The sequence below is a fragment of the Kaistia soli DSM 19436 genome, from assembly GCF_900129325.1.
GTDB classification, from domain to species: Bacteria; Pseudomonadota; Alphaproteobacteria; order Rhizobiales; family Kaistiaceae; genus Kaistia; species Kaistia soli.
Window position 1 is genome coordinate 32102 of record NZ_FQUP01000009.1, and the last position, 25381, is coordinate 57482.

At 64.4% G+C, this 25381-nt stretch carries 26 protein-coding genes; 10 read left to right on the forward strand and 16 right to left on the reverse strand.

Translation table 11 applies throughout. From position 1 onward, the window contains the following. The first annotated feature begins 64 nt into the window (after positions 1-64). Entirely contained in the window at positions 65-703 is a 639-nt protein-coding gene (locus tag BUB39_RS23330) for a nitroreductase family protein (RefSeq protein ID WP_084527903.1), read from the forward strand. Here the strand turns inward: BUB39_RS23330 and BUB39_RS23335 are convergent. The 3 genes from BUB39_RS23335 to moaA form a co-directional block, all read right to left on the reverse strand. After that, entirely contained in the window at positions 684-1571 is an 888-nt protein-coding gene (locus BUB39_RS23335; RefSeq protein ID WP_073058473.1) for a DMT family transporter, read from the reverse strand. The genes BUB39_RS23330 and BUB39_RS23335 overlap by 20 nt on opposite strands. Positions 1572-1708: 137 nt before the next feature. Then, entirely contained in the window at positions 1709-2221 is a 513-nt protein-coding gene (locus BUB39_RS23340) for a hypothetical protein (RefSeq protein WP_073058515.1), read from the reverse strand. Positions 2222-2250: 29 nt separating this feature from the next. Beyond that, positions 2251-3279, reverse strand: a complete 1029-nt coding sequence (gene moaA, locus BUB39_RS23345; protein ID WP_073058474.1) for a GTP 3',8-cyclase MoaA — start codon at positions 3277-3279, stop codon at positions 2251-2253. 116 nt (positions 3280-3395) lie between these two features. On the opposite strand from moaA, the gene BUB39_RS23350 reads away from it, so the two are divergent. Then, positions 3396-3767 carry a gamma-butyrobetaine hydroxylase family protein gene (locus tag BUB39_RS23350; RefSeq protein ID WP_073058475.1) on the forward strand — a complete coding sequence of 124 codons (372 nt, stop codon included), beginning with the start codon at positions 3396-3398 and terminating at the stop codon, positions 3765-3767. A gap of 4 nt (positions 3768-3771) precedes the next feature. Here the strand turns inward: BUB39_RS23350 and chrR are convergent, their stop codons facing one another. Then, positions 3772-4413 (reverse strand): cadmium/peroxide/UV radiation responsive anti-sigma factor ChrR, encoded by a 642-nt coding sequence (gene chrR / locus BUB39_RS23355; protein ID WP_073058476.1) that lies wholly within the window; start codon positions 4411-4413, stop codon positions 3772-3774. Further along, positions 4410-4964: a sigma-70 family RNA polymerase sigma factor gene (locus tag BUB39_RS23360; protein ID WP_073058516.1), complete on the reverse strand. Its 555-nt coding sequence runs from the start codon at positions 4962-4964 to the stop codon at positions 4410-4412. The genes chrR and BUB39_RS23360 overlap by 4 nt, the downstream gene beginning before the upstream one ends. A 177-nt stretch (positions 4965-5141) precedes the next feature. On the opposite strand from BUB39_RS23360, the gene BUB39_RS23365 reads away from it, so the two are divergent. From BUB39_RS23365 to BUB39_RS23380, 4 genes are all read left to right on the forward strand, one after another. After that, entirely contained in the window at positions 5142-6470 is a 1329-nt protein-coding gene (locus BUB39_RS23365) for an NAD(P)/FAD-dependent oxidoreductase (RefSeq protein WP_425292934.1), read from the forward strand. Continuing rightward, the gene (locus tag BUB39_RS23370; protein WP_073058478.1) at positions 6467-7276 is read left to right on the forward strand and encodes a DUF1365 domain-containing protein; all 810 of its coding nucleotides are present in this window, start codon (positions 6467-6469) and stop codon (positions 7274-7276) included. Before BUB39_RS23365 ends, BUB39_RS23370 begins: the two co-directional genes overlap by 4 nt. Continuing rightward, positions 7263-8489, forward strand: coding sequence for an SAM-dependent methyltransferase (locus BUB39_RS23375; RefSeq protein ID WP_084527905.1), 1227 nt, complete (start codon positions 7263-7265; stop codon positions 8487-8489). Before BUB39_RS23370 ends, BUB39_RS23375 begins: the two co-directional genes overlap by 14 nt. 243 nt (positions 8490-8732) lie before the next feature. Then, positions 8733-8990, forward strand: coding sequence for a YjhX family toxin (locus tag BUB39_RS23380; protein WP_073058479.1), 258 nt, complete (start codon positions 8733-8735; stop codon positions 8988-8990). Positions 8991-9012: 22 nt separating this feature from the next. On the opposite strand, the gene BUB39_RS23385 is transcribed toward BUB39_RS23380, so the two are convergent. From BUB39_RS23385 to gatC, 3 genes are all read right to left on the reverse strand, one after another. After that, the gene (locus tag BUB39_RS23385) at positions 9013-9321 is read right to left on the reverse strand and encodes a chorismate mutase (RefSeq protein WP_073058480.1); all 309 of its coding nucleotides are present in this window, start codon (positions 9319-9321) and stop codon (positions 9013-9015) included. A gap of 8 nt (positions 9322-9329) precedes the next feature. Continuing rightward, on the reverse strand, positions 9330-10814 hold the full coding sequence (gene gatA / locus BUB39_RS23390) for an Asp-tRNA(Asn)/Glu-tRNA(Gln) amidotransferase subunit GatA (RefSeq protein ID WP_073058481.1): 1485 nt from the start codon (positions 10812-10814) through the stop codon (positions 9330-9332). 71 nt (positions 10815-10885) lie between these two features. Then, positions 10886-11173 (reverse strand): Asp-tRNA(Asn)/Glu-tRNA(Gln) amidotransferase subunit GatC, encoded by a 288-nt coding sequence (gene gatC / locus BUB39_RS23395; RefSeq protein ID WP_073058482.1) that lies wholly within the window; start codon positions 11171-11173, stop codon positions 10886-10888. Between the two features lie 147 nt (positions 11174-11320). Here gatC and BUB39_RS23400 point away from each other — a divergent pair, with 147 nt between their 5' ends. Beyond that, a complete protein-coding gene (locus BUB39_RS23400; RefSeq protein WP_073058483.1) occupies positions 11321-12601 on the forward strand; it encodes a DNA polymerase IV in 1281 nt (426 codons plus the stop codon). A 30-nt stretch (positions 12602-12631) separates the two neighbouring features. Here the strand turns inward: BUB39_RS23400 and BUB39_RS23405 are convergent, their stop codons facing one another. The 6 genes from BUB39_RS23405 to BUB39_RS23430 all read right to left on the reverse strand — a co-directional run bounded on the left by BUB39_RS23405 (position 12632) and on the right by BUB39_RS23430 (position 19766). After that, positions 12632-13210, reverse strand: coding sequence for a helix-turn-helix domain-containing protein (locus BUB39_RS23405; protein WP_175561936.1), 579 nt, complete (start codon positions 13208-13210; stop codon positions 12632-12634). Between the two features lie 285 nt (positions 13211-13495). Then, the gene (gene eno, locus BUB39_RS23410) at positions 13496-14773 is read right to left on the reverse strand and encodes a phosphopyruvate hydratase (protein ID WP_073058485.1); all 1278 of its coding nucleotides are present in this window, start codon (positions 14771-14773) and stop codon (positions 13496-13498) included. Between the two features lie 150 nt (positions 14774-14923). Continuing rightward, positions 14924-15757: a CDP-diacylglycerol--serine O-phosphatidyltransferase gene (gene pssA / locus BUB39_RS23415; RefSeq protein WP_073058486.1), complete on the reverse strand. Its 834-nt coding sequence runs from the start codon at positions 15755-15757 to the stop codon at positions 14924-14926. Next, complete coding sequence (locus BUB39_RS23420; protein WP_073058487.1) at positions 15757-16455, reverse strand: phosphatidylserine decarboxylase; 699 nt, start codon at positions 16453-16455, stop codon at positions 15757-15759. The genes pssA and BUB39_RS23420 overlap by 1 nt, the downstream gene beginning before the upstream one ends. Before the next feature lie 74 nt (positions 16456-16529). Further along, positions 16530-18518, reverse strand: coding sequence for an ABCB family ABC transporter ATP-binding protein/permease (locus tag BUB39_RS23425; protein WP_084527907.1), 1989 nt, complete (start codon positions 18516-18518; stop codon positions 16530-16532). Between the two features lie 75 nt (positions 18519-18593). Next, positions 18594-19766, reverse strand: a complete 1173-nt coding sequence (locus BUB39_RS23430; RefSeq protein WP_073058488.1) for a LysM peptidoglycan-binding domain-containing protein — start codon at positions 19764-19766, stop codon at positions 18594-18596. Positions 19767-19991: 225 nt separating this feature from the next. On the opposite strand from BUB39_RS23430, the gene BUB39_RS23435 reads away from it, so the two are divergent. Continuing rightward, a complete protein-coding gene (locus BUB39_RS23435; RefSeq protein ID WP_073058519.1) occupies positions 19992-20603 on the forward strand; it encodes an LOG family protein in 612 nt (203 codons plus the stop codon). On the opposite strand, the gene cimA is transcribed toward BUB39_RS23435, so the two are convergent. Together cimA and BUB39_RS23445 are read right to left on the reverse strand one after the other, a co-directional pair. After that, complete coding sequence (gene cimA, locus BUB39_RS23440) at positions 20600-22213, reverse strand: citramalate synthase (protein ID WP_073058489.1); 1614 nt, start codon at positions 22211-22213, stop codon at positions 20600-20602. The genes BUB39_RS23435 and cimA overlap by 4 nt on opposite strands. Then, positions 22210-22638: a hypothetical protein gene (locus BUB39_RS23445; RefSeq protein ID WP_139251602.1), complete on the reverse strand. Its 429-nt coding sequence runs from the start codon at positions 22636-22638 to the stop codon at positions 22210-22212. Before BUB39_RS23445 ends, cimA begins: the two co-directional genes overlap by 4 nt. A gap of 108 nt (positions 22639-22746) precedes the next feature. On the opposite strand from BUB39_RS23445, the gene BUB39_RS23450 reads away from it, so the two are divergent. Next, the gene (locus BUB39_RS23450) at positions 22747-24195 is read left to right on the forward strand and encodes a DHA2 family efflux MFS transporter permease subunit (RefSeq protein WP_073058491.1); all 1449 of its coding nucleotides are present in this window, start codon (positions 22747-22749) and stop codon (positions 24193-24195) included. Between the two features lie 171 nt (positions 24196-24366). Further along, positions 24367-25371: an aromatic ring-hydroxylating oxygenase subunit alpha gene (locus BUB39_RS23455; RefSeq protein ID WP_073058492.1), complete on the forward strand. Its 1005-nt coding sequence runs from the start codon at positions 24367-24369 to the stop codon at positions 25369-25371. The last annotated feature ends 10 nt before the right edge of the window (positions 25372-25381 follow it).

Consider the following 25381-nt stretch of genomic DNA (forward strand, 5'->3'; position numbering starts at 1 on the left):
GCTTGCCAAGCGCCCCAGGCCGCGCAATGGTCGGAGCTTCACCGCATCGCAGGAATCTATTTCCATGGCTCATCATGGCGCCCCGCCTCTGGCCGCGGCTCCGATCGAGGTCGGCTCCCTCGAACTCGCGACGTCGGAGGTCATGCTGGCGAAGCTCGAAACGCGGCGTTCGGTGCCGCTGCGGAGTTTCACGGATGACGCGGTCCCCGATCGCGATCTCGAGCGAATGCTGACGCTGGCCGCCCGCACGCCGGATCACGGACGCCTCGTGCCCTGGCGCTTCATCGTCGTCGCCGGCGCGGCGCGCGAGACGGTCGGTCGGCGGCTTGATGCACTTTATGCGGCGCGAAATCCCGATCTTGCACCGGCGAAGCAGGATATGTGGACCCTCTACATGCTGCGGGCGCCTGTGACAGTGATTGTCGTCAGCCGCGCCGACCCCGCCGCCAAGATCCCCGTCTGGGACCAGGAACTCTCTGCCGGCGCCGCCGGCATGAACCTCATCACAGCCGCCGCCGCGCTCGGCTATGCCGCGCAGTGGCTGCTCAAATGGCCCGGCCGCGATGGCGAGGCAGCCGCAATCTTCGGTGTCGTTGCCTCGGAGCGGGTCGCAGGCTTCATCCATCTTGGGCGGCAGAGCGAAAAGCCCGCCGACCGGCCGCGCCCTGCCCTTGCCGACGTCGTCACGCGCTGGACGGGCTGACCACGGCGACGCGCCGCTCGCGATGAATGCTGTAGAGGCCGGTCGCAACCACAATCAGAGTCCCGATGATCGTGTAGCTGTCGGGGATATCGCCCCAGACGAGATAGCCGATCGTGATCGCATAGAGGATCACGACGTAGCGGAACGGCGCGATCACCGCCAAAGAGCCGCCGCGCATCGCCAGAATCATGGTCCCATAGCCGATCAGCAGCAGGCAGGCGGCCCCTGACAGGATCACCCACTCATACGTTGAAGGGATGAGCCATGTCTCTCCAAGCGCGATCACGCCGCCGGTCAGCGTCACGGCGGCGGCGGTCACCGCCGTCACCAGCAGCGTCGGCATGCCCACCGGAAAGCTCCGCGTGACAAGATCGCGCATCGTGATGAACGCCATCGAGCCAAGCGCGGCCAGCGCATAGGCGTCGAAACCGGCGACGCCCGGCCGCATGACGATCATCACGCCAACGAAGCCGACCGCTATCGCCGACCAGCGCCGCCAGCCGACGACCTCGCCGAGAAACACCGCCGCTGCCGCCGTGGTCATCAGCGGCACGATCTGGTTGACGGCCGAGATGTTGGCGATCGGCATGTGGAAAAGGGCGTAAAGATAGAGCACCGTCGCGACGACCTCACCGACCGTCCGCCAGAAAACCAGCGGATTGAGCGCATGGCGCCAGTAGCGATGCGTGCCTGTCGCGAAGAGCACGACGAGGATCAGAACCAGTCCGACACCGCCGCGCATGACCAGAATCTGCCCTGTCGGCAGGCGAGCGCTCGCGAGCTTGATGAGCGTGTCATTGAGGATGAAGACGAGGCTCGACAGCAAAATCATGCTGATGCCCCGAATATTGGCCTGGAAGGAGGTCATGTCAGGTGGGTGCAGGGCGGCGTGCGGCGCCGCGGAGAATCCGGGCCGGACAGAATGGTCGCGGCAGAGGCAGCATGACCAATTACGTGGCAACGTGCAATGACGCCGCTTGATGAAGGATGCCTATCGGATGCCGGCTAGGCGGCCAGCCAGAGCCGCCCGAGGCCTCCTGCCTGACCCAGCACAGGATCGCTGTCCGGCCGTGGAACCGACGCGATCCGCTTACGCAGCGTGACCGCATCCCCCTCACCGGCCCTGACGAGGTCGTAGTCGGCGTCTGGCGGATAGGCGCCGACCACGAGGAGATCCGCGCCGGCTTCGATCAGCCTGTGGCCGGTGCCCGCTGGCAGGAGTACCGCATCACCGGCGACAACGGAGACGATCGGCCCGCTTTCGCCGCCGAACTGCACATCAGCCCTGCCCCGCGCGATGCCGAGCACTTCATGCGTCACAGAATGAAAGTGGGTGAACCGATAGATTCCGTTGCGAAAACCAACCGGCCAGCCATTCGCCTCGAACAGCGTGTCGAAGGCGTGGTCATCATCGGCCAGCGCCTCCACCGTCAGGGCGCCGCGATAGGCCAGCAAGGGCCAGTGAGGATGGTTGGGCGTCGCGCCTTCGTCGGCAAAAGCAAGAGGTTCGATCAGCATCGTCATGTCCCGGCCCGACCGGGACGGCTTCAGCCGCCGGTCATGCTCATATGTCGGCCAAGCGCCGGCCGATTGTGGTCCCTATCGATAATGAAATCGTGGCCCTTCGGTTTCCGGGCAATCGCCTCGTCGATGGCGGCAGCGATCAGGTCATTGCCCTCCGAGGCGCGCAGCGGCGTCCTCAGGTCGCGTGCATCTTCCTGGCCGAGGCACATGAACAGCGTGCCCGTGCAGGTGACGCGGACGCGATTGCAGGTTTCGCAGAAATTATGCGTCAGCGGCGTGATGAAGCCGATGCGGCCGCCGGTCTCCGCAACCGTGACATAGCGCGCGGGTCCGCCCGTCCGATAAGCGCTCTCGGTGAGTGTCCAGCGCTCGGAGAGGTCGCGTCGCACCTGCGACAGCGGCAGATACTGATCCGTCCGGTCACCATCGATCTCGCCGAGCGGCATTGTCTCGATCAGCGTCAGGTCCATGTCGCGGCCATGCGCCCAGCGGATCATCGCGTCATATTCATGCTCGTTGACGCCCTTCAGCGCCACGGCATTGATCTTGACCTTGATACCGGCAGCGAGCGCCGCATCGATACCCTCCTGAACCACCCGTAGGTCGCCGCGCCGCGTGATGGCCCGGAAGCGATCGGGATCGAGCGTATCGACCGAGACATTGATGCGCCGGACACCCGCGGCGGCGAGATCCTTTGCGTAGCGCGACAGCTGCGATCCATTGGTGGTCAGCGTCAATTCATCGAGACGCCCCGCCTCGATATGGCGCGAAAGGGACTGGATCAGGCTCATGATGTTGCGGCGGACAAGCGGCTCGCCGCCGGTCAGCCGGAGCCGCCGGACACCCTTCTCGATGAAAACCGAGCAGAGCCGGTCGAGCTCCTCGAGAGTGAGCACTTCCCGCTTGGGCAGAAAGGTCATGTCCTCGGCCATGCAATAGACACAGCGGAAATCGCAACGATCCGTCACGGAAACCCGCAGATAGCGGATTGATCGGCCGAACGGATCGACCATCGGGGCCGCGGCGCCCGTCGTGGACAGGATGGTGGTCATTGTCGTTTCCGATGGCGACTTGGCGGACGTCTCTGCAAACATGATGTAGAGGATGAACGGCGCGGATCAAAGTCCGAACGACCGCGCTCTCAGTCCCGTGACCGGAATCCGCATCCATGCCCGACACCGCGCAGACGCCCTGGCCGACCGAAATCCGGCTGTCGCCTGACAAGCATAGTCTTTCTGTCGCCTTCGACGATGGCAGCGCGTTCACCTTCAGCGCAGAATTCCTGCGGGTCACCAGCCCTTCGGCCGAAGTGCAGGGCCATGCGCCATCGCAGCGCCAGACCGTGCCGGGCAAGATTGACGTCAGCATCCGGTCGATCGACCCAGTGGGAAACTATGCCGTCCGGCTCAATTTCGACGACGGGCATCACACGGGTCTGTTCTCGTGGAAATACCTTGCCGAACTCGGCCGCGACCATGATTCGCTCTGGGCGCGCTATCTGGAGGAGATCGCGGCGAAAGGGCTCAGCCGAAGCCGCTGACGCGTCAGAGCCGCGCGAAGGGCTGGATCAGACGCCCGAGCAGGCCGCTCAGCCGGATCTGCCCGTCGAGCGCGACGACACAAAGACATGGTAAGTCCGAATCGACCATTGGGCGATGGTCCGTCGCTTCGTCCGCCTCCTCGAAGTCGCCAGGCCCGAACCGTCCGGCCTCATCGCGATAGGAACCGCTGAGGACGCAGGTCAATTCCACGCCTTCGTGGCTGTGCTGCGGCATGCGCCGGCCAGGATCGATCTTGAAGAGCAGCACCCGGCAATCGCCATCCTTGGGGACGCCGACGCTGCGCACACGCGTTCCTGGACCGAGCCAGCGCCACGGCCCGAGCGGAAAGCGGCGCAGCGGCTCCGGCAAGTCGGTCATTTCGTTGAGAGCGGTCTCGACGACGGATTCGCCCCCATCCGCATCGATCCGGGCCATGAGGTTGCGAAACGCATTCTCTCCAAGCCGTGTCGGCGGTAGCCGCTCGATCAGATGGCCGCCGACGCGCTGTAGCGTCTCGACGAGCCGCCCGGAGTCGGGACAAAGCGAGATATGGGCAGCAACGACGGCTGCCTCGGGTCCGCGCAGCGTCCCTGCGGCGTAGGCGAGAAGCGTTTCTTCGCTCGGTTTGTAGGTAATCGTGCTCATTGCGTCTCGCTCAGCAGGCCGCGCAGCCGGATGATGGCCAGCCGCAGGCGCGACTTGACCGTTCCGAGCGGGATGCCGAGTTCTCGTGCGATCTCGGCATGGGCCTTCTCGTGAAAATAGGACAGTGTGACGATACGGGACTGCTCGGCAGTCAGGGCCGCGAGCGCCGAACTGACCCGCGCGGCATCGTCCGCACCGGTGAGGATCGTGTCGGGCTGCTCGGGGTCATCGGGCAGTTCAGTCAGATCCGGCTCGCGCTGACCGAGCTTCTCGCGCCGCGCGGCATCGATGCGCAGATTGCGGGCGATGGTGAAAATCCACGTCGAGGCGCCGGCCCGGGCAGGATCAAACAGCGCCGCCTTACGCCAGACAGTCAGCATGGCCTCCTGGGCAAAGTCTTCGGCTGCGCCAGGATTAGCGCCGGCGCGCATCAGATAGGTTTTCAGCCGCGGCGCGAAATGGTCGAACAGCCGTGCAAAAGCCTCACGGTCTCGGTTCTGCCCGACCGCTTCGATAAGGCGGCCGAGTTCGGAAGGGTGGGAAGGCTGCATCAGCAACGCCCCCGCTGCCTTACCCGACCGGCCATGGCTGACATTTGGCTTCATGCTCCCTGATACGCGCGACAATCCTATCCGGATCACGCATCCAATTCTGCTGCCGATCCGTATCCATCTCCAGTGACCCGCAAATGAGCAGCGCGGCAGACCCCGCCGGACCAAGGATGCGCAGTGGTGAATGGAGAACGTCTGAGGATCGCAGTGATCGGTTCCGGCATTTCGGGCCTTTCGGCGGCCTGGCTGCTGTCGGGACGCCACGAGGTCACTCTCTATGAACGGGCTGAGCGGCTCGGCGGACATTCGAACACTGTGACGGCTAGGCTACACGATGCGTCCGTTGCCGTTGATACAGGCTTCATCGTCTACAATGAGCCGGCCTATCCGAACCTCACGGCGCTCTTCGCCCATCTCGGCGTCGCGACGAAGCCGTCCGACATGTCATTCGCGGTTTCTCTGCGTGGGGGTGAGCTGGAATATTCGGGTACTGGCCTCAGTGGCCTTTTCGCTCAGAAGCGCAATCTAGGCCGCCCGCGTTTCTGGTCGATGCTGCGCGACCTCACGCGCTTCTACCGCGAGGCGCCGCGCGATCTGGCGTTGATGAGCGAGCAAAGCCTGTCGCTCGGACAATATCTCGCCGAGCGCGGCTATGGCGCCGCCTTTCGCGACGATCACCTGCTGCCGATGGCGGCCGCCGTTTGGTCCGCGCCCGCCAGCGACATGCTGGACTATCCGGCCGCCGGCTTCATCCGCTTCTGCGCCAATCACGGCCTGCTGAAGCTCACCGATCGCCCCGTCTGGCGAACCGTCACGGGCGGCAGTCGCTCTTATGTCGAAGTGTTCGCTGCCGCGCTCGCCAACTCCATCCGTCTGTCGCGTGGCGCCGCGAACGTCACCCGGCATGGCTCGACGGTCAGTGTGCGCGACGACACCGGCGCTTCGGCCGATTTCGACCATGTCGTGATCGCGACCCATGCCGACCAGGCCTTGTCGCTGATCGAGCGTCCGACGGCGGACGAAGTGCGGCTTCTCGGCGCCTTCCGCTACAGCCGCAACCTGACGGTTCTGCATTCCGACGAGAGCCTGATGCCGAAGCGCCGCTCGGTCTGGTCCAGCTGGAACTATCTCGACAATGGCGACGGACTCTGCGTCACCTATTGGATGAACCGCCTGCAAGGTCTTCCCGGGCGCAATCTCTTCGTGACGCTCAATCCGCCGCGGCCGCCGCGCGCCGGCACGCTGCTGCACAGCGAGATTTACGAACACCCAGTCTTCGATGGCCCTGCATCGGCGGCGCAGTCCTCGCTTTGGTCACTGCAGGGCAAGCAACGCCTCTGGTTCTGCGGCGCCCATTTCGGTGCCGGGTTCCATGAGGATGGCCTGCAATCGGGCCTTGCCGTCGCCGAACAGCTCGGCGGCGTCCGCCGCCCATGGACCGTCGCCAATGAGAACGGGCGCATCCAGATCGAGGACCAGCCGCGCGGCAGGGAGCCGGTTCGTTGAATCCCGCATCCGGTCTCTTCAGCGGAACCGTCGTCCATCGACGCCTCAGACCCAAGCGCCACCAGTTGCGCTACCGCGTCTTCTGGCTGCTGCTCGATCTCGACGAACTCGACGCGTTGGACGGGCGGCTGCGGCTTTTCTCGCGTGGCCGCTTCAACATGTTGTCCTTCTACGACGGCGATCACGGCGCGAGCGATACGATGACGCTCCGCCAGCTCGTGACTGGCCAGTTGCACGCGGCCGGCATCACGCAGCCGATCGCCGCGATCCGCCTGCTGACCATGCCCCGCATGTTCGGCTACGCCTTCAATCCGATCAGCCTGTTCTTCTGTCACGCTCCTGACGGGCAACTCGCGGCGATCGTCTACGAGGTGCACAACACGTTCGGCCAGCGCCACAGCTATATCGCCGCGATCGACGGCCCTGCCGACTCTGACAACCTTTTCCGCCATGCCTGCCAAAAGCAGTTCTACGTCTCGCCGTTCCTCGGCATGGACCTCGACTACGACTTTGCGGTGCGCCCACCGGCAGACGCCGTGTCGCTTGCGGTTAACGGCTCGGACGAGGCTGGCATTGTCATCGCAACGTCGATGACCGGTGAGCGACATGCGATCACCGACCGATCGCTGCTCGGCGCGGTGTTCTCCCATCCCCTGCTGACATTGAAGGTCATCGCAGGGATCCATTGGGAGGCTTTGAAGCTTTGGCGAAAGGGCGTCCCGCTGACGCGGCGACCACCACCGCCCTCAATTGCCGTAACCCTGATAACCGAGAGACAGCGTGAGGAAGTCCATGTCGGCGCGTGATCCATCCATAACCTCGGGAGCCGGCCGAACCTTCCGCCTTGTGCCGGATGTCGGTGCGATCATCGTCCGTATGCTGCTGAAGCGTATCCGGCGCGGGCGCCTTGTCGTCGTGACACCGTCTGGGCGCCACATCGTCCAGATCGGCGCAGAAGCCGGGCCCGAAGCCATGCTGATCCTGCACAGTTGGCGGGCGCTTCGCCGCGTGATCACGGGCGGCGCAACGGGCTTTGCCGAGGGCTGCATGGCTGGCGACTGGACTGCGCCGAACCTGCCAGCGCTCATCGAGCTGCTGGCGCTCAACGGCGATCATCTCGGGCAGCTCGACGATGGCACGCCACTGAAACGGTTGCTTGACAGGCTGACGCATCGCGGCAATCGCAACACTCGCGACGGCAGCCGCCGCAACATCGCCTTCCACTACGATCTCGGCAACACGTTCTACAGGCGCTGGCTGGATAGTGGCATGCAGTACTCGTCCGCGATCCGATGCGGTCACGAGACGCTTGAGGAAGCGCAGCAGCACAAGCTCGACCGCATCGTCGAACTCCTCAAGCTGAACGGGGGCGAACGCGTGCTCGAGATCGGTTGCGGCTGGGGCGCCGTCGCTGAGAGACTGGCGATGAACGGCTGCGCCGTCACCGGCGTGACGCTGTCGGCCGAGCAACTGGACTATGCAACCGAAAGACTCGCGAGCGCCGGCCTTTCCGCCGATCTGCGGCTGGAGGACTATCGCGACGTCACCGGCGCCTTCGACCGGATCGTGTCGATCGAGATGATCGAGGCCGTCGGCGAGGAATACTGGCCAGCCTATTTCAAGACGGTGCATGATCGGTTGCAGCCGGGCGGCCGCGCGGTCATCCAGGCGATCCTGATCGCCGAAAACCGCTTCGAGAATTACCGTCGCAATCCCGATTTCATCCAGACCCACATCTTCCCCGGCGGCATGCTGCCGACGCGCGGCCTGATGCGCGAGCAGGCGGCAGCAGCAGGACTGGTGTTCCGACACGAGGAATTGCACGGCGACAGCTATGCCTGGACGCTCAACGAGTGGCGGAGCCGCTTCCACACCGCCTGGACCGCGATCGAGGCGCAAGGCTTCGACGACCGCTTCCGCCGCATGTGGGACTATTATCTCGCATATTGCGAAGGCGGCTTCCGCGCCGGCACGATCGATGTCGGGCTGTATGTGCTGGAGCGTCCGCGCAATCCATAAGGCTCAAGGGGCCGTTGCCATCCTGCAACGACGATCGTCAAACATTAAAACTCGGACAGTTGGATGCTTGCCTGCGGCACCCGACCTGATCTATCTCGCTCCTGTCTGACAGGAGTTTGGATGTCACGTTCGTCACAGTCCCGGTGATCCCCTGCCGTTAAGGCAGGGAACGAAGCCCGAGAGCGCTGCGCTCCCGGCCCGCTGAAATGCGGCTTCGATCACCCGATTCAGACGATCATTCCCATGAATATTTCCAAACGCGAGCAACGCGTGTTGCACGCGCTCGCCCAGGGCGGACTGATCCGCCATGTCAAAGACGAGACCGGCCGTATTGTTGCCGCCGACTGCCTCAACCGCGATGGTTGGGCGCTCACGGACTGCTCGATGAAGCTTTTCCAGCGGCTGCGACGGCGGCGCTTCGTCGCCTCGAGCGGCGGTGGGCCTTATCGGATCACGCGCCTCGGCCTTGATGCGGTGCGCGCGCAGCTCGACAACAGGTAAAGAGACGACCGGCGGCGACGCTTCAGTTGCCGCCGGTTCGCTCCGCGATTGCCTTACGTTCGAACGCAATGTTCCAATCGATCAGCTTCGACCACAAGCTGCGGGCAAGATCGGGATCAAGCCCCGCAGTGCCCGCACGCGCCGCGACATGGGACAACACTTCGTCAATCCGTGCCGGCACCACGGCCTCCTCGGGCGAAGCTTTCAGTTCCGCCATGCGGCGGACATAACCGAAGCGACTGGCCAGAAGCCCTATCAGTTCGCCGTCGAGCCGGTCGATCTCGGCCCGGATATCTTCCTTGGTCGCGCAGTCTGCGGGAGCCTTGGACATGCCGGACCTCACCACCAGCGAGCGGGTGTGAAGCTGCCCGCCGCGTCTTCGACGACATGGGCGAGACGAAACAGCGTCTCCTCTTCGAAGGGTCGGCCGATGAGTTGCAAACCGAGCGGCAGGCCGGTGCTGTCGAGCCCTCCCGGCACGGCGATCCCCGGCAGACCGGCCATGTTGACCGTGACCGTGAACACGTCGTTCAGATACATTTCGACCGGCGAGGCGAGCGCCATCTCCTGCAGCCCGAACGCCGCCGACGGTGTCGCGGGGGTCAGGACGGCGTCGACGCCGGCCTCGAAGGCGATGTCGAAATCGCGCTTGATCAAGGTGCGGATCTTCTGCGCACGCACGTAATAGGCATCGTAATAGCCGGCCGAGAGCACATAGGTGCCGATCAGGATGCGGCGCTTCACCTCGCGGCCGAAACCAGCAGCGCGGCTGTTCTCATACATCGAGACGATGTCATCTCCGGGAACGCGGAGCCCATAGCGGACACCGTCATAGCGGGCGAGATTCGACGAGGCCTCGGCGGGCGCCACGATGTAGTAGGCCGGAAGCGCATATTTCGTGTGTGGCAGCGAGATGTCGACGATCTCGGCACCGGCCGCCTTTAGCCATTCAATGCCCTGCTGCCACAGCGCCTCGATCTCAGCCGGCATGCCGTCGAGCCGATATTCGCGCGGGATGCCGATACGCAGCCCCTTGACCGACTGGCCGATCGCGGCCTCGTAGTCGCCAACGGGCAGGTCGACCGAGGTCGTGTCCTTCGGATCGACGGAAGCCATCGACTTCAAGAGGATGGCCGCGTCGCGCACGGTGCGGGCAATCGGGCCAGCCTGGTCAAGCGACGAGGCAAAGGCGGCGATGCCCCAGCGCGAGCAGCGGCCATAGGTCGGTTTGATGCCGACCGTGCCCGTGAACGCGGCAGGCTGGCGGATCGAGCCGCCGGTATCGGTCGCCGTGGCACCCGCGCAGAGCCTTGCCGCGACGGCCGCAGCGGACCCGCCCGACGAGCCGCCGGGCACCAGCGGCATGTTGGAGCCTTCGCGGCGCCATGGATTGGTGACCGGACCGTAATAGGAGGTCTCGTTCGACGAGCCCATCGCGAACTCGTCCATGTTGAGCTTGCCGAGCATCACCGCCCCATCGGCCCAAAGATTGGCCGTGACGGTCGATTCATAGGTCGGCTTGAAGCCGGCAAGCACGTTGGACGCCGCCTGCGTGTGGACGCCTTCCGTAGCGAAGAGGTCTTTGACGCCGATCGGTACGCCTTCAAGCGGTCGCTGCTCGCCGCTGGCAAGGCGGGCATCCGATGCTTCGGCCATGGCAAGCGCCTGCTCCGGCGTCTCGACAATATAGGCGTTGAGCGAACGTGCCGCCTCTATCGCCGCGAGATAGGACTTGGTCAGCTCGACTGCGGAAAATGCCTTGGTGGCAAGGCCGTCGCGGATCTCGGCGATGGAAAGGCTGGTCAGGTCGTCGGCACGGGTCATCGGATTCTCGCGTCAGAAGGCGGCGGATGCAGGGATCGAAGCGGCGCGCGGAATGAGCGCTGCCGGCGTTTTCACTCGATGACCTTGGGCACCATGAAGAAATCATCGTCGGAAGCCGGCGCGTTGGCGACGACCTTGTCGGCATAGAAACCGTCCGTCACCACGTCGTCGCGCATCTTCATCACCTGCGCCACCACGGAGGTGAGCGGCTCAACGGCGCTGACATCGACCTCATTCAGTTGTTCCGCAAAACCGAGGATCGCATTGATCTCGGACTGGAAGGCGACTGTCTCTTCGTCCGATATGGCGATGCGGGCGAGACGGGCGACGCGCTTCACGGTGGCGATGTCGACGGACATGGCGGAATCCTTCGGAACAACAGGCGGATCGGGCGGCAGGCGGCCGCCGCTCGCTATATCATCGTGCCTCGGCGCGCCGCAACCAAGCGCGGCAAAAGCCGGACGATTGTCGCGCCGTCGCCGTTTGGATAGGCTGGATCACATCCGATGAACCCCCTCGCCGCCCCATCACCGGGTTTTTGTCGCGACTGCCTCACCGGGGCCGCCGGCCTTGCGCGCTGCCGCGCCTGCGGCAGCCCGCGCATCGCCAGCCATCCGGAACTCTCCACGCTTTCGATCGCCCATGTCGACTGCGACGCATTCTATGCCTCGATCGAGAAACGCGACGATCCGAGCCTTCGCGACAAGCCGCTGATCATCGGCGGCGCGCGGCGCGGCGTTGTCTCCACCGCCTGCTATATCGCGCGCATCCGCGGCGTCCGCTCGGCGATGCCGATGTTTCAGGCTCTGAAGCTCTGTCCCGATGCGGTCGTCATCCGCCCGAACATGGAAAAATACGTCGCGGTCGGCCGGGAAATCCGCGAGCGCATGCTGGCGATGACCCCATTGGTCGAGCCGATCTCCATCGACGAGGCCTTTCTTGACCTCACCGGCACCGAAAGGCTGCATGGGGCGTCGCCGGCCCTGCAGCTCGCCCGCTTCGCCCGCAGCATCGAGAAGGAGGTCGGCATCACGATCTCAGTCGGCCTCTCCTTCAACAAATTCCTCGCCAAGATCGCATCCGACCAGGATAAGCCCCGCGGCTATTCCGTTATCGGCCGCGCCGAGGCGGTCAGCTTCCTGGCGCCGCAGAAGGTCGGCCTGATCTGGGGCGTCGGCAAGGCATTTGAGCAGAAGCTCGCCGCCGACGGCATCCGCACCATCGGCCAGATCCAGGCGATGGAGGAAGCGGAGCTCGCGCGCCGCTATGGCTCGATGGGCCTTCGCCTCGCGCGGCTGTCGCACGCCGACGATCGCCGCGCCGTCGATCCGCGCCATGATGCGAAGTCGATCGGTGCCGAGACGACCTTCAACACCGACATAGCCGCCCTGGCCGACCTCCGCCCGGTCCTTCGCCATCTGTGCGAGAAGGCCGCAGGCCGGTTGAAGCGCGCCAATCTTGCCGCGCATACCGTGACGCTCAAGCTGAAGACGGCCGACTTCCGCCTGCGCACCCGGGCGCGCCAACTCGCAGATCCCTCGCGTCTGGCCGACCGCATCTTCCGTGCCGCCGAGGAGCTTCTGGCCAAGGAGATCGACGGAACGCCGTTCCGCCTCATCGGGGTCTCGCTTTCGCATTTCGAGGATCCGGCGCTCGCGGATCCCGATGATCTCCTCGACCCGGCCGCCGCCAAGCGCGCCGCCGCGGAAGCCGCGATCGACAAAGTGCGCGAGCGTTTCGGCAAGACGGCGCTCGAACACGGGATCACGTTCCGCCGCGACGACTGATCGCCCTCTCCGCCGTCGGCCGGCGCGCGGCTAATCCAACACGTTGATATGCTGGGAAATCCGATGGTAGTCGTCGACGACCTGCTGCGTGCTCAGCACGAGAATCTCGGCCGTCGAATCGCTCGGCGTGGCGACCCAGTGTGGTTTTGAAGTCGAAAAATGCAGCGAGTCGCCGGATTGAAGCTCGTAGATGACGCCCTCGATCACATATCGGATCGTTCCACCTAGCACGTAGACAATGAGCTCGCCGTCATAGGAAAAGACCTTGGACCGCAATGCGGAAGGCAAATAGAGCTTCACGGCACTTAGCAGTTGCGTGGGGAAGCTGGTTGAGAGCCGTTCATAGGAGCCGGCTTCGTCCTTGATCTGGTAGGCGATCCGGCCCTCGCGACGCGAAACGGAGATCGGCAGGTCCGATTCCTGCAGCAGGCCGCTGACAGTCATTTCGAGAGACTGGGCTATGAGGGCGAGTGACGCCAGCGACGGCTTGGTGATGTTGCGCTCGACCTGGCTGAGAAAGCCAACCGACAGTCCAGTCATCGACGCCACTCGCTCCAGGGTCAGACGCCGCTGGCGGCGGGCATCGCGAATGCGTTTGCCGAGCTTCATATGATCCGTCATGCAACCGCGCCTTTGGTGGCACCGGCTGAATGACCAACGGCCGTCACGAACCCCTGCGGCATCGATCACCTTGTCGAGGGTCGGGAACTACCCACGGCAGCCCATCATTCGCTGCCATCCAGCGGGATTAAAGGCGGCGACCCCCGTAAACCCCGGCCCGACTCCCACTGAATCGCTCTCGACAGTAAGGATCGCCTACTAACTTGTCACCCATCGAACAATCGCGGTGCGGTTGTGCCGCGGGCTATACGCCCGCGGCCCCGGCAGGGATGATCAGCTCTTTAGGATGCTGCGGCCGGCATACTGACCCTGAATGCCGAGCTGCTCCTCGATGCGGATGAGCTGGTTGTACTTGGCGGTCCGGTCCGAACGAGCGAGTGAGCCGGTCTTGATCTGCCCGCAATTCGTCGCGACGGCGAGATCGGCGATCGTCGAATCCTCGGTCTCTCCCGAACGATGCGACATGACGGCGGTGTAAGCGGCCTTGTGTGCCATCGCCACGGCGTCGAGCGTTTCGGTCAGCGAGCCGATCTGGTTGACCTTGACGAGGATCGAGTTGGCGGTCCCCGACTTAATGCCGCGCGAAAGGCGCTCGGTGTTCGTCACGAAAAGGTCGTCGCCGACGAGCTGGACCTTCTTGCCGATCGAATCCGTCAGGCCCTTCCAGCCGGTCCAGTCGTCCTCGCTCATGCCGTCCTCGATCGAGATGATCGGGAACTTGGACGAGAGGTCGGCGAGGTAGGCGATCTGCTCGTCGATGGTACGGACGACGCCTTCGCCCTCGTAATTATACTTGCCGTCCTTGAAGAACTCGGTCGCCGCGCAGTCGAGGCCGAGATAGATGTCCTCGCCGAGCTTGTAGCCGGCCTTCTCGATCGCCTTGGCGACGAAATCGAGCGCAGCGACAGCCGACGGAAGATTCGGTGCGAAGCCGCCCTCGTCGCCGACATTGGTGTTGTGGCCCGCGTCCTTCAGCGCCTTCTTCAGCGTGTGGAACACTTCGGAGCCCCAGCGGACCGCTTCAGCCAGCGACGGCGCGCCGACGGGCAGGATCATGAATTCCTGGAAATCGATCGGATTGTCAGCATGCACGCCGCCGTTGATGATGTTCATCATCGGAACCGGCAGCACCTTGGCATTGACGCCGCCGACATAGCGGTAGAGCGGCTGGCCGGCGGCCTGTGCTGCGGCCTTGGCGAGCGCCAGGCTGACGCCGAGGATGGCATTGGCGCCGAGACGCGCCTTGTTCGGCGTGCCGTCGAGCTCAATCATCGTTGTATCGATGAGGCTCTGATCCTCAGCCTCCATACCGCCGATTGCGTCGAAAATCTCGGTATTGACGGCTTCGACGGCCTTCAGGACACCCTTGCCCTGATAAACCGACTTCTCGCCATCACGCAGCTCCACCGCCTCGTGCGCGCCCGTCGACGCGCCCGAGGGGACGGCGGCGCGGCCGAGCGAGCCGTCTTCGAGCAGGATGTCGACCTCGACGGTCGGATTGCCGCGGCTGTCGAGGATCTGGCGGGCGGTGATGTCGATGATGGCGGTCATGCAAAGGTCCTTCTTGAGCGCGGCGGAGGCTGAGGATCAGCTTCTAGCGCGGGAGGTCGGCCCGCGAAAGTCATCGCACGATAAAAGGGCCGGCTGCGCTGCCGCTAACACCGCAGCATGGCGGCGCCGTGACGCCGCCCGCGGGCTGGCTCAAAGATCGGCCGGCTCGCTGTGGCGTCCGGCGGCGCGGTCGCGCGCCTCGAGGCGACGGAACTGCCGCCAGCCAAGGGGAAGCGCGATAAGATAGGCGGTCGCCCCAGCCGCCAGCACGTGCCACGGATAGCTCAGCAACGAGGCAGCCGCGACAACCACCAGCACGAACAGCGGCAGCACCACCTCGCGCGGGATTCGCGCACCCATCTTCTTGCCCGACCATGTCGGCAGCCGGCTCACCATCAGCAAGCCGACGGCGACCGTGTAGAGAAAGACGATCGGCACGCCGACCGAAGCGATGGGTATGTCGAGATTCTCTAGATAGACCGGTAGCATCACGATCAGCGCGCCGGCCGGGGCCGGCACGCCTGTGAAGAAATTGCCATGCCAATCGGGTTTGGTCGGCCCGTCGATCGCCACGTTGAAGCGCGCCAGACGCAAGGCCGCACAGATCGAAAACACCAGCGCTGCGATCCAGCCCAGCGAATGGACCTGATCGAGCGCCCAGACATAGAGAATGATCGCGGGCGCCACGCCGAAATTGACGAAATCGGCCAGCGAATCGAGCTCGGCGCCGAAGCGCGAGGTCGAACGCAACAGACGCGCCACCCGCCCATCCACCGCGTCGAGCACGGCTGCGATGACGATCATGGCGATCGCCTCGCCATAGCGGCTTTCGATCGCCATGCGGATAGCCGTCAACCCCGCGCAGAGCCCAAGCAGCGTCACCAAATTGGGCAGGATCATCCGGATCGGCACCTGCCGAACCTGCCTGAGGCGCGGCCTGTTGGAGCTTTCGTCCGGATCAAACGGCGGAAAGATCGTTTCCATCAGTCGACCCTGACCGTGCGGTCAGCAGCGGCGCCAAAACGGGCGAGCACCGTCTCGCCGCCGACGGCGATCTGCCCTTCCGCCACCAAGGGCGCATAGCCCTCGGGCAGATAGACATCGAGCCGCGACCCGAAACGGATGAGGCCGAAGCGCTGGCCCGCCGAGAGAACTTCGCTTTCGCGGCTGAAACAGACGATGCGCCGCGCGACGAGCCCCGCGATCTGGACAACGCCGACCGTGCCGTGCTCGCCCTCGATCACCAGCCCGTTGCGCTCATTGTCCTCGCTCGCCTTGTCGAGCTCGGCATTGAGGAAGCGGCCCGGCTTATAAGCGATCTTGCGCACCCGACCCGAGACCGGCGCGCGGTTGATGTGGCAGTTGAAGACATTCATGAACACGGAAATGCGCATGCGCGGCAGCGGGCCAAGCTCGAGCTCGGGCGGCGGCAGCGCGAGGCCGACCTGCGACACGCGGCCGTCTGCCGGGCTGATGACGAGCCCAGGTCCAAGCGGCGTCACGCGCGGAGGATCGCGGAAGAAATAGATGCACCAGGCCGTCGCGATCAGGCCGATCCAGAACAAAGGCCCCCAGAGCCAGCCAAGGAACAGCGCCAGGAAGGCCAGAATCGCGATGAACGGATAGCCCTCGCGATGGATCGGCACCAGGGATGCCCGGATCGATTTCAGCACAGAATCCATGCTCACCCTGTCTCTCGCCGCGTGGTGCCCCGATAAAACACGGATCGGCGGGGCTGTGAAGCCGCCGCCGCCGATCAGGCCACAGGCTCGAGCCCGGCCTTCGGACCGCGCACGACGAGGCCAAGCGTATCGCTTTCCTCGACCTGGCGCAGCCGCTCGGCAGCCTCGGCAGCCTCGCGCTGCCGATTCCACATCGACGCATAGAGCCCGTCGGCGCGGATCAGCGCCTCGTGCCGGCCGCGCTCGATGATCCTGCCGCCTTCGAGCACGATGATCTCGTCGGCATTGACGACCGTGGAGAGTCGGTGCGCGATGACAAGCGTGGTGCGGCCCCTGGAAACGCGGTCGAGCGCGCCCTGAATCTCACGCTCGGTGTGGGTATCGAGCGCCGACGTAGCCTCATCCAACACCAGAATCGGCGGGGCCTTCAGGATGGTGCGGGCGATGGCAATGCGCTGCTTCTCGCCGCCCGATAGCTTCAGCCCGCGCTCGCCGACTTCCGTATCGTAGCCCTTCGGCAGCGTTTCGATGAAAGGCCCGATCTGCGCCATCGCGGCCGCTTCCTGAACCTCCGCCTCGGAGGCCGCAGGGCGGCCGTAGCGGATATTGTAGGCGATCGTGTCGTTGAACAGCACCGTGTCCTGCGGAACCATGCCTATGGCTGCACGGACGCTTTTTTGCGTCACGTCGCGGATGTCGGTGCCATCGATGGTGATGCGGCCGCCGGTGACATCATAAAAGCGGAACAGCAGGCGCGAGATCGTGGACTTGCCTGCCCCCGAAGGGCCGACGATCGCCACGGTCTTACCGGCCGGCACCTCGAAGCTGATGCCCTTAAGGATCGGCCGATTGGCGTCATAATGAAAGACGACGTCCTCGAAACGGACAGCACCCTCCGAAACGACGAGCACCGGCGCTCCCGGCTTATCCTGCACTTCCTCCGGAACTTCGAGGAGGTCGAACATCGCCTCGACATCGGCGAGGCCCTGCTTCAGTTCCCGATAGATCGTCCCGATGAAGTTCAGCGGGAAGGAGAGTTGGATCAAAAGGGCATTGATCATGACGAAATCGCCGAGCGACTGCGTCCCGTTCATGATCGCAAGGCCCGACAGCACCATGCAGGTCGTCATGCCGATGGTGAAAATCACCGTCTGGCCGATATTGAGCCAGGCAAGAGACGTCCAGGTCTTGACCGAGGCCGCCTCGTACCGCGCCAGCGATACGTCGTAGCGGTTCGACTCCATCTCCTCATTGCCGAAATACTTGACCGTCTCGTAGTTCAGCAGCGAGTCGACCGCCTTCGAATTCGCCTCTGTGTCCGACGCGTTCATGTCGCGCCGGAGAGCGATGCGCCAGTTGGAGGCGACGACCGTGAACCAGACATAGGCGCCGATCGTCGCAACGATGACGCCGAGATAGGTCAGGTTGAACTGCCACGCGATGATGATCGCCGCGAGCAGGAATTCGAGCAACGTCGGCAGCGTATTGAGGATGATGTGGTCGACAATGGCGTCGACACCCTTCATGCCGTGATCCATCGTGCGCGACAGCCCGCCGGTATGCCGCTGCAGGTGGAAGCGCAGGGACAGGCGGTGCATATGCACGAAGGAGCGGTGGCCGAGCTTGCGGATCGCGTGTTCGCTGACACGCGCGAACAGCGCATCGCGCAACTGATTGAAGAGATTGAGCAGAACGCGGCCGGCGCCATAGGCAATCACCAGCATGATCGGAACGGTCACGAGCGCCGCGACACCAGCAACGGCTGCGCCGGCCGGCTGGGAGCCGGACAGGGCATTGGTCGCCCATTTGTAGAAGAACGGCACGAAGACCGTGATGATCTTGGCGATTGCCAGCACCACCAGCGCTCCGACGACCCGGAGCTTGAGATCGGGCCGATCGTCCGGCCAGATATAGGGCCACAGCTGGCGAACCGTGTGGATCGCCGAACGCTCGTCGGCCTGCTTTTTCGTGGGTACCGTCGGCGTGGCACTCGTGCTTGCGGTCGTGGTCACGCCCGTCTCCTTGTTGCGCGCATGATGAAACGCACAAATGACCGTGCGCATCGCCTGACAAGAAGGTGATGCGACGGTCGTTTGGGCGCCTAGCGCGATGTCTTCACTTTAGATGGTGTCACGCCGTCACTGCGTCCAGCGGGCATCCCCGGCCGGCAGTACGAAAACCTGCCCCGGATAAATCCGGTTCGGGTCACGGATCTGGTCGTTGTTGGCCTCATAGATCGTCGAGAAACGGATTCCATGGCCGTAAAGCCGCTTTGAAATCGTCCACAGATTATCGCCGCGGCGGATGATGACGCTCTTCGGCGCCGGCACGTTGCTGGCGCTCTCGACACCGTCAGAGCCACCGCCTTCGGTCGTGACCGTCATCAGCGTCGCAACATCGCCATTCTGCTCGAAGGGCACCTCGGCGCGAGCGAGCACATTGCCGCTCGCCTTGTCGATACCGTCGGCGCGGATTGTGTGCTTGCCGGTTCCCGCGGCGCCCTTGGCCTCGATCTGCCAGCGTCCGTTCTCGTCAGCCGTCGCATCGCCGACAACGACACCATCAACATAGATACGAACCGTGCCCCCGATCGCGGCGGAGCCGGAAATGAACAGCTTGCCATCCTGAAACTCGACGGCATCCACGGTCACTGCCGGCTTTCCAGCCGCCGCGCTGCCATCAGCGGGCTCTGCGGCAGCGGGAACCTGAATAACCTTGCTAGCGGCGTCCGGCGAGTTGAGGACGACGAGCGGCCCGGCTTTCGGATTGGCCGGGACATCGACGGCGACGCTTTGCTCGGACAGCGTCTCGGTCTTTTTGTCAGACGACGTGGTACGGATCGAGAGATCATGCGAACCGGGCGCCAATGGTTTGTCCACCGTCAGGGCCCATTCACCACGATCATTGGCGGTGCCCTTGGCGATGGCGGTCGCACCATCCATCACCTCGACGGTTGAATTGGGCGGCGCCAAACCGGCAACGACGGCCTCGCCGGACGGCTCGACGCGCACGACGTCGAAACTCGGCGCCGCGGGCGTCGTTGGCGAAGCAGCCGACGCTGAGGGCGCGCTTCCGGCCGGGGCGGCGGCTTGTCCACCTGGAGCCGGACTGGCTGGCGGCGATGATCCGCCGGAAGCCGGCGCGGCATCCTTGGCGGCGGGAGGAACCACAGCGACGTTGACAGCCTGCTCAGGCTTTGGCCCCGGGCGTGTCGTCAGCGCGAAATAACCGCCGATGATCAGGATCATGACGACGATAACCGCTGCGATGCGGCCCGCCCAGCTTTGCCCCGCCCTACCCTGTTCAGCCATCGACGATCGGACCTGCTTCCTGCACGGCGAAGCCGCAGCCCCGCCCCCTACCCGTGCCGCGCTCCTTTGCCGGCGCCCCAATGCGCCTGCGAAACACAGCCATTCAAGGCTTGTTATACGCGCTTTCGCCCCGCTCACAAGGCCGTGAAATGGCGGGATTCCCTCGCCCATATGCGTCGCCCGCGCAGCTTGACGCCCCTCATTGCGGATGCGAGGAAGGTCGACATGACATCGCTTTCATCGATTTGCGTCTATTGCGGCTCCTCCGAGGGCGGCGATCCGGTTTATGCCGCGGCCGCGGCGGCGCTTGGCCGCTCCATGGGTTCAGCGGGCATCGGCCTCGTCTATGGCGGGGGCTCGATCGGCCTCATGGGCATCGTCGCGCGGTCGGTCATGGCCGCGGGTGGCCATGTCACCGGCATCATCCCGCAGTTCCTGCGCGAACGGGAGGTCATGCTCGAGACGGCGCATGATCTGGTGGTCACCGGCGACATGCATGAGCGCAAGCGCACCATGTTCGAGCGCGCCGACGCGTTTGTCGCGCTGCCGGGTGGCATCGGCACGCTGGAGGAACTGGTCGAGATCATGACCTGGGCCCAGCTCGGCCAGCACAAGAAGCCTGTGCTGATCGCCAATATCAACGGGTTCTGGGATCCGCTCGTCGTCCTGCTGCGCCACATGTCGGACGAGGGTTTTATCCGCAACGGCTTCGAGGTGAACTACCTCGTCGCCGACCGCGTCGAGGACATCGTTCCGAAGCTGCAGGCGGCCGCGTCGGCCTCGGCCACGCGGCAGAAGCCCGCCGCGCCGGCCCCGATCCCGCTCGCCGATCTCTAGGCCGGCTGCACGCCGGCCCGGATCAGCTTGTAGATGATCGAATCGATCAGCGCCTCGAACGACGCATCGACGACGTTCTCGGACACGCCGATGGTCATCCAGCTGTCGCCGCTGTCGTCGCGGCTCTCGATGAGCACGCGCGTCACCGCTTCGGTGCCGCCATTCAGGATGCGGACCTTGTAGTCGACGAGTTCGAGATCAGCGATCGCGTCTTGATAGACGCCCAGATCCTTGCGTAGCGCCCGGTCGAGCGCGTTGACCGGACCGTTGCCCTCGGCGACCGTCAAAAGGCGCTGGCCGCCGACCTCGAGCTTCACGACGGCTTCGGAAACCGAGACCAGCTTGCCGAGCGCGTTGTGACGGCGTTCCACGGTGACGTGGAAGCTCTCGACGGTGAAATAGTCCGGCACGGAGCCGAGCGTTCGCCGCGCCAGAAGCTCGAACGAAGCGTCGGCGCCTTCATAGGAATAGCCGACCGCTTCGCGCTCCTTCACCTCGGACAGGAGCGTGTCGAGCCGGCGATCGCCCTTCTCGACCGCAATGCCGAGCCTTGCGAGTTCCGCCAACAGATTGGAGCGACCCGCCTGGTCCGAGACGAGCACGCGGCGATGATTGCCGACCTGTTCGGGCCGAACATGCTCATAGGTGCTCGGGTCCTTGACGATCGCTGAGGCGTGGATGCCGGCCTTCGTCGCAAAGGCGGAGGCCCCGACATAGGGCGCCTGGCGATTGGGCGCGCGATTGACGATCTCGTCGAAGCGGTGCGAGAGATGGGTCAGGCCCTGCAGCGCTTCCTCGGTCACGCCGATCTCGAAACGGTCGGCATAAAACGGCTTCAGCAACAGCGTCGGGATGATCGAGGTCAGGTTGGCGTTGCCACAGCGCTCGCCGATGCCGTTGAGCGTGCCCTGGATCTGTCGGGCACCGCCACGCAGCGCCGCCAGAGAATTGGCGACAGCTTGTTCGGTGTCGTTGTGAGCGTGAATCCCGAGATGATCGCCCGGCACCACGGCTGACGCCGCGCGGACGATCGCCTCGATCTCCTCCGGCTGGCTGCCGCCATTGGTGTCGCAAAGCACCACCCAGCGCGCGCCGGCCTCATAGGCGGCCTTGGCGCAAGACAGCGCGTAGGTCGGATTGGCCTTGTAGCCGTCGAAGAAGTGCTCGCAGTCGACCAGCGCTTCCTTACCGGCTGCGACAGCGGCAGCAACCGACTGCCGGATACCGTCGAGATTCTCTTCCTCGCTGGCGCCGAGTGCCACGCGCACCTGGTAGTCCCAGGTCTTGGCGACAAAGCAGATCGCGTCCGACTTCGCCTCGATCAGCGCTGCGACACCAGGATCGTTCGAGAGGCTAACACCCGCGCGCTTGGTCATGCCAAAGGCGGTGAACTGGGCGCGCTTGGTGCGCTTTTCGGCAAAGAAGCGATTGTCGGTCGGATTGGCGCCTGGATAGCCACCCTCGACATAGTCGAGCCCGAACGCATCGAGCATCCCGGCGATAAGGACCTTGTCCTCGACCGAGAAGTCGACGCCATTGGTCTGCGCGCCGTCGCGCAGTGTCGTATCGAAGAGTGTGACGCGCTCGCGGCTCGTGTTTCCTCCGCTCATGGCGCCTCGCCTTCCGCCGCGTCAGGTTCATCCCCGCCCGCGCCGCGCACGTCCCATGTCGTCCAGAAAGCGCCCGTCTCCTCGTCCTTGCCGTCGATAATGATGAGCCCCATGCCGTCCAGCGTCTTGCGAATCTGGTCCGCCTTCGCGAAGTCGCGGGCACGGCGGGCGTCGATACGCTCCTCGATCAACTGTTCGATCAGCGCTTCATCGAGCGGCGAGGTGGTCATGGTGTCGTCTTTCGTAGTGCCGGCTTCATCGGGAAGCACGGCGGGAAGTCCGGATAGCCGCGGTTGCGGGAGGGTGACGGTCATACTCTCGCCATCCGCCGCGGCCAAACGAAATCTCGCGCCCCGGAACCGCCTGCACGCGATCACGACTTCGTTCCCGGCCTCGCGCGCCCTTGCTTTGTCATAAGGGTCCATTAGTTTCCGGCGAACGACGACCCGCCTGCCCCTGCCTCCGGCCGTCACCCTCCGGGGGATGCACCGAGCCTCGATCGCATCCCGCCCCCCACGCCCGGATGTTTCGCGATGCCCACCCGCCTGCTGCCCGACCGCATCCTGCTGCCTCTCATCGTCGCCTGCGCGCTGTTCATGGAGAACCTCGACTCAACGGTTCTGTCGACCGCGCTGCCGACGATCGCGCGTGACTTCGGGGTTAGCCCGATCAACCTGAAACTCGCCCTCACCTCCTATCTACTGACGATCGCGATCTTCATTCCGGCCTCCGGCTGGCTCGCCGACCGCTTCGGAGCGCGGACCATCTTCCGCCTCGCCATCGTCACTTTCACCGCCGGGTCGATCTGCTGCGGGCTCTCCCACTCCATCGGGGAGATCGTCGCCTCGCGCATCCTGCAAGGCATCGGCGGCGCGATGATGGTGCCGGTCGGGCGGCTGGTGATCCTGAAATCGGTCGAAAAGTCGGAACTGGTCGGCGCCCTCGCTTGGCTCACGGTTCCCGCGCTGATCGGGCCGGTGATCGGGCCGCCACTCGGCGGCTTCATCACTACCTATTTCGAATGGCGCTGGATCTTCTGGATCAATGTCCCGATCGGCGTTCTCGGCCTCATCCTCGCGACGCTGTACATCCCCGATATTAGGGGCGAGGAGCGGGTCGGCTTCGATTATCCCGGCTTCGTGCTGTCGAGCTTCGGCATTGCCGGCTTCGTCACCGGATCGACGTCGCTCGGCCTCAACCTGATGCCGTGGCCCTATGTCATCGGTCTCCTGCTGACCGGCGGCGCGCTGCTCGTCGCCTATGTCCTCTACAGCCGGCGGATCGCCAACCCGATCCTCGACCTCTCGCTCTTCGCCATCCCGAGCTTCCGCGCCAGCGTCATCGGTGGGTTGCTGTTCCGAATTGGCATCGGCGCCATGCCGTTCCTGCTGCCGCTGATGCTGCAACTCGGGTTTGGGCTGAGCCCATTCCAGTCTGGTTCGATTACCTTCGTCTCGGCCATCGGCGCCATCGCGATGAAATTCGTCGCGCCGCCGCTGCTGCGCCGCTTCGGCTTCCGCACCGTCCTCATCGCCAATTCGGTCATTGCCGCCATCTTTATCGGCATGCCCGCAATTTTCGATCTGGCAACACCGATGCATATGATCACGGGATTGCTGTTCGTCGGCGGTTTCTTCCGCTCGCTGCAGTTCACCAGCGCGAATGCCCTCTCATTCGCCGACGTGCCGCAGGCGCGGATGAGCCGCGCGACAAGCCTCACCAGCGTGTTCCAGCAATTGTCCATGTCGATCGGCGTCTCGGTCGGCGCCATCGCACTCGAACTCTCGCTCGCCCATACCGGCGGCAAGATCACGGTCGAGACCTTCCACCCCGCTTTCATCGCAATCGGCTTGATCTCAATGAGCTCGGTGTTCTTCTTCATGAAGATGCCGCGCAACGCCGGCGAGGAAATGTCTGGCCGCCGGTTGAAGCCGAAGCCGCTGGCCCCCGACCCGGTCACCGCTATGCGCGAGCGCGCCTAACCGGGCGGAGCGATTTGGCGCATCGGGCGAGGATTGGCCCCGATCGACGGCTTTCTGCACATGGATTGACCATCGCGGGAACGCAGCGCACAGCTTGCCCCACGGCGATCGGTCGTTTCGCGGACTGGCACAGCACTTGCAATTTTTAGTGCCACTAAAGTGGAGATTGCAATGCGCGTGACCCAGGAACCGCTGCTGCGGAAGTTCTGGTATTGTGTGATGCCGATGTCGGCGCTGGGCGACAAGCCGGTCGGCATGAAACTGCTCGGCGAGCCGATCGTGCTGTGGAAGGATGCCACCGGAGCGCCGCGCGCGGTCAAGGACCGCTGCCTGCACCGGACCGCGAAACTGTCGCTCGGCACTGTCGAGCACGGCAACATCGTTTGCCCCTATCATGGCTGGGCGTTCGACGGCGGCGGTCATTGCGTCAAGGTTCCGCAGGACGTCGTGGAGAAGCCGCATCCGTTCGGCGTGCCGGGCTATCGCTGCGCCGAGCGCTACAATCATGTCTGGGTCGCGCTGGAAGACCCCTATTACGACATCCCCGAAATCCCCGAGTTCGGGATGCCCGGCTACCGCCAGGTGATTGAGTTCTGCGACGATTGGGGCTGCGCGCCGTTGCGCATCATGGAGAACGCGTTCGACAACGCGCATTTCGCCTTCGTGCACAAAGGCAGCTTCGGCGACACCGATCCCATCCCGCCGCCCTTCACGCTGGAGGATACGGCCGATGGCTTCATCATGCGCACCGAGGTTCCGGTCCGTAATCCCGAGGGGATGCGCGACGCCATCGGCATCGCGAGCGACCGGACGGTAAGGCGAACGGCGAACCGCTTCTTCACGCCGTTCTTCCGCGCCGGAAAGATCACCTACCCGAACGGGCTCGAGAACATTCTCTGCACGGCGGCGACGCCGATGGGCGAAAATCTCACCCGCTTCGTGCAATGGGTCATCCGCAACGATACCGAAGAGCAGGTGCCGGCGGAGAAGGTGATCGCCTTCGACAAGCGGGTCAGCCTCGAAGACCGCGACGTACTGGAATCAACGGACGAGAATGTGCCGCTCGATGCCGGCGAGGGGCGCGAGCTGCATATGGTCTGCGACAAGCCGGGCATCACGATGCGCAAGAAAATCCGCGACATCTTGCGGGCAGCGCCGAGAACAAGCGCTGCCTGAGGCACCACGA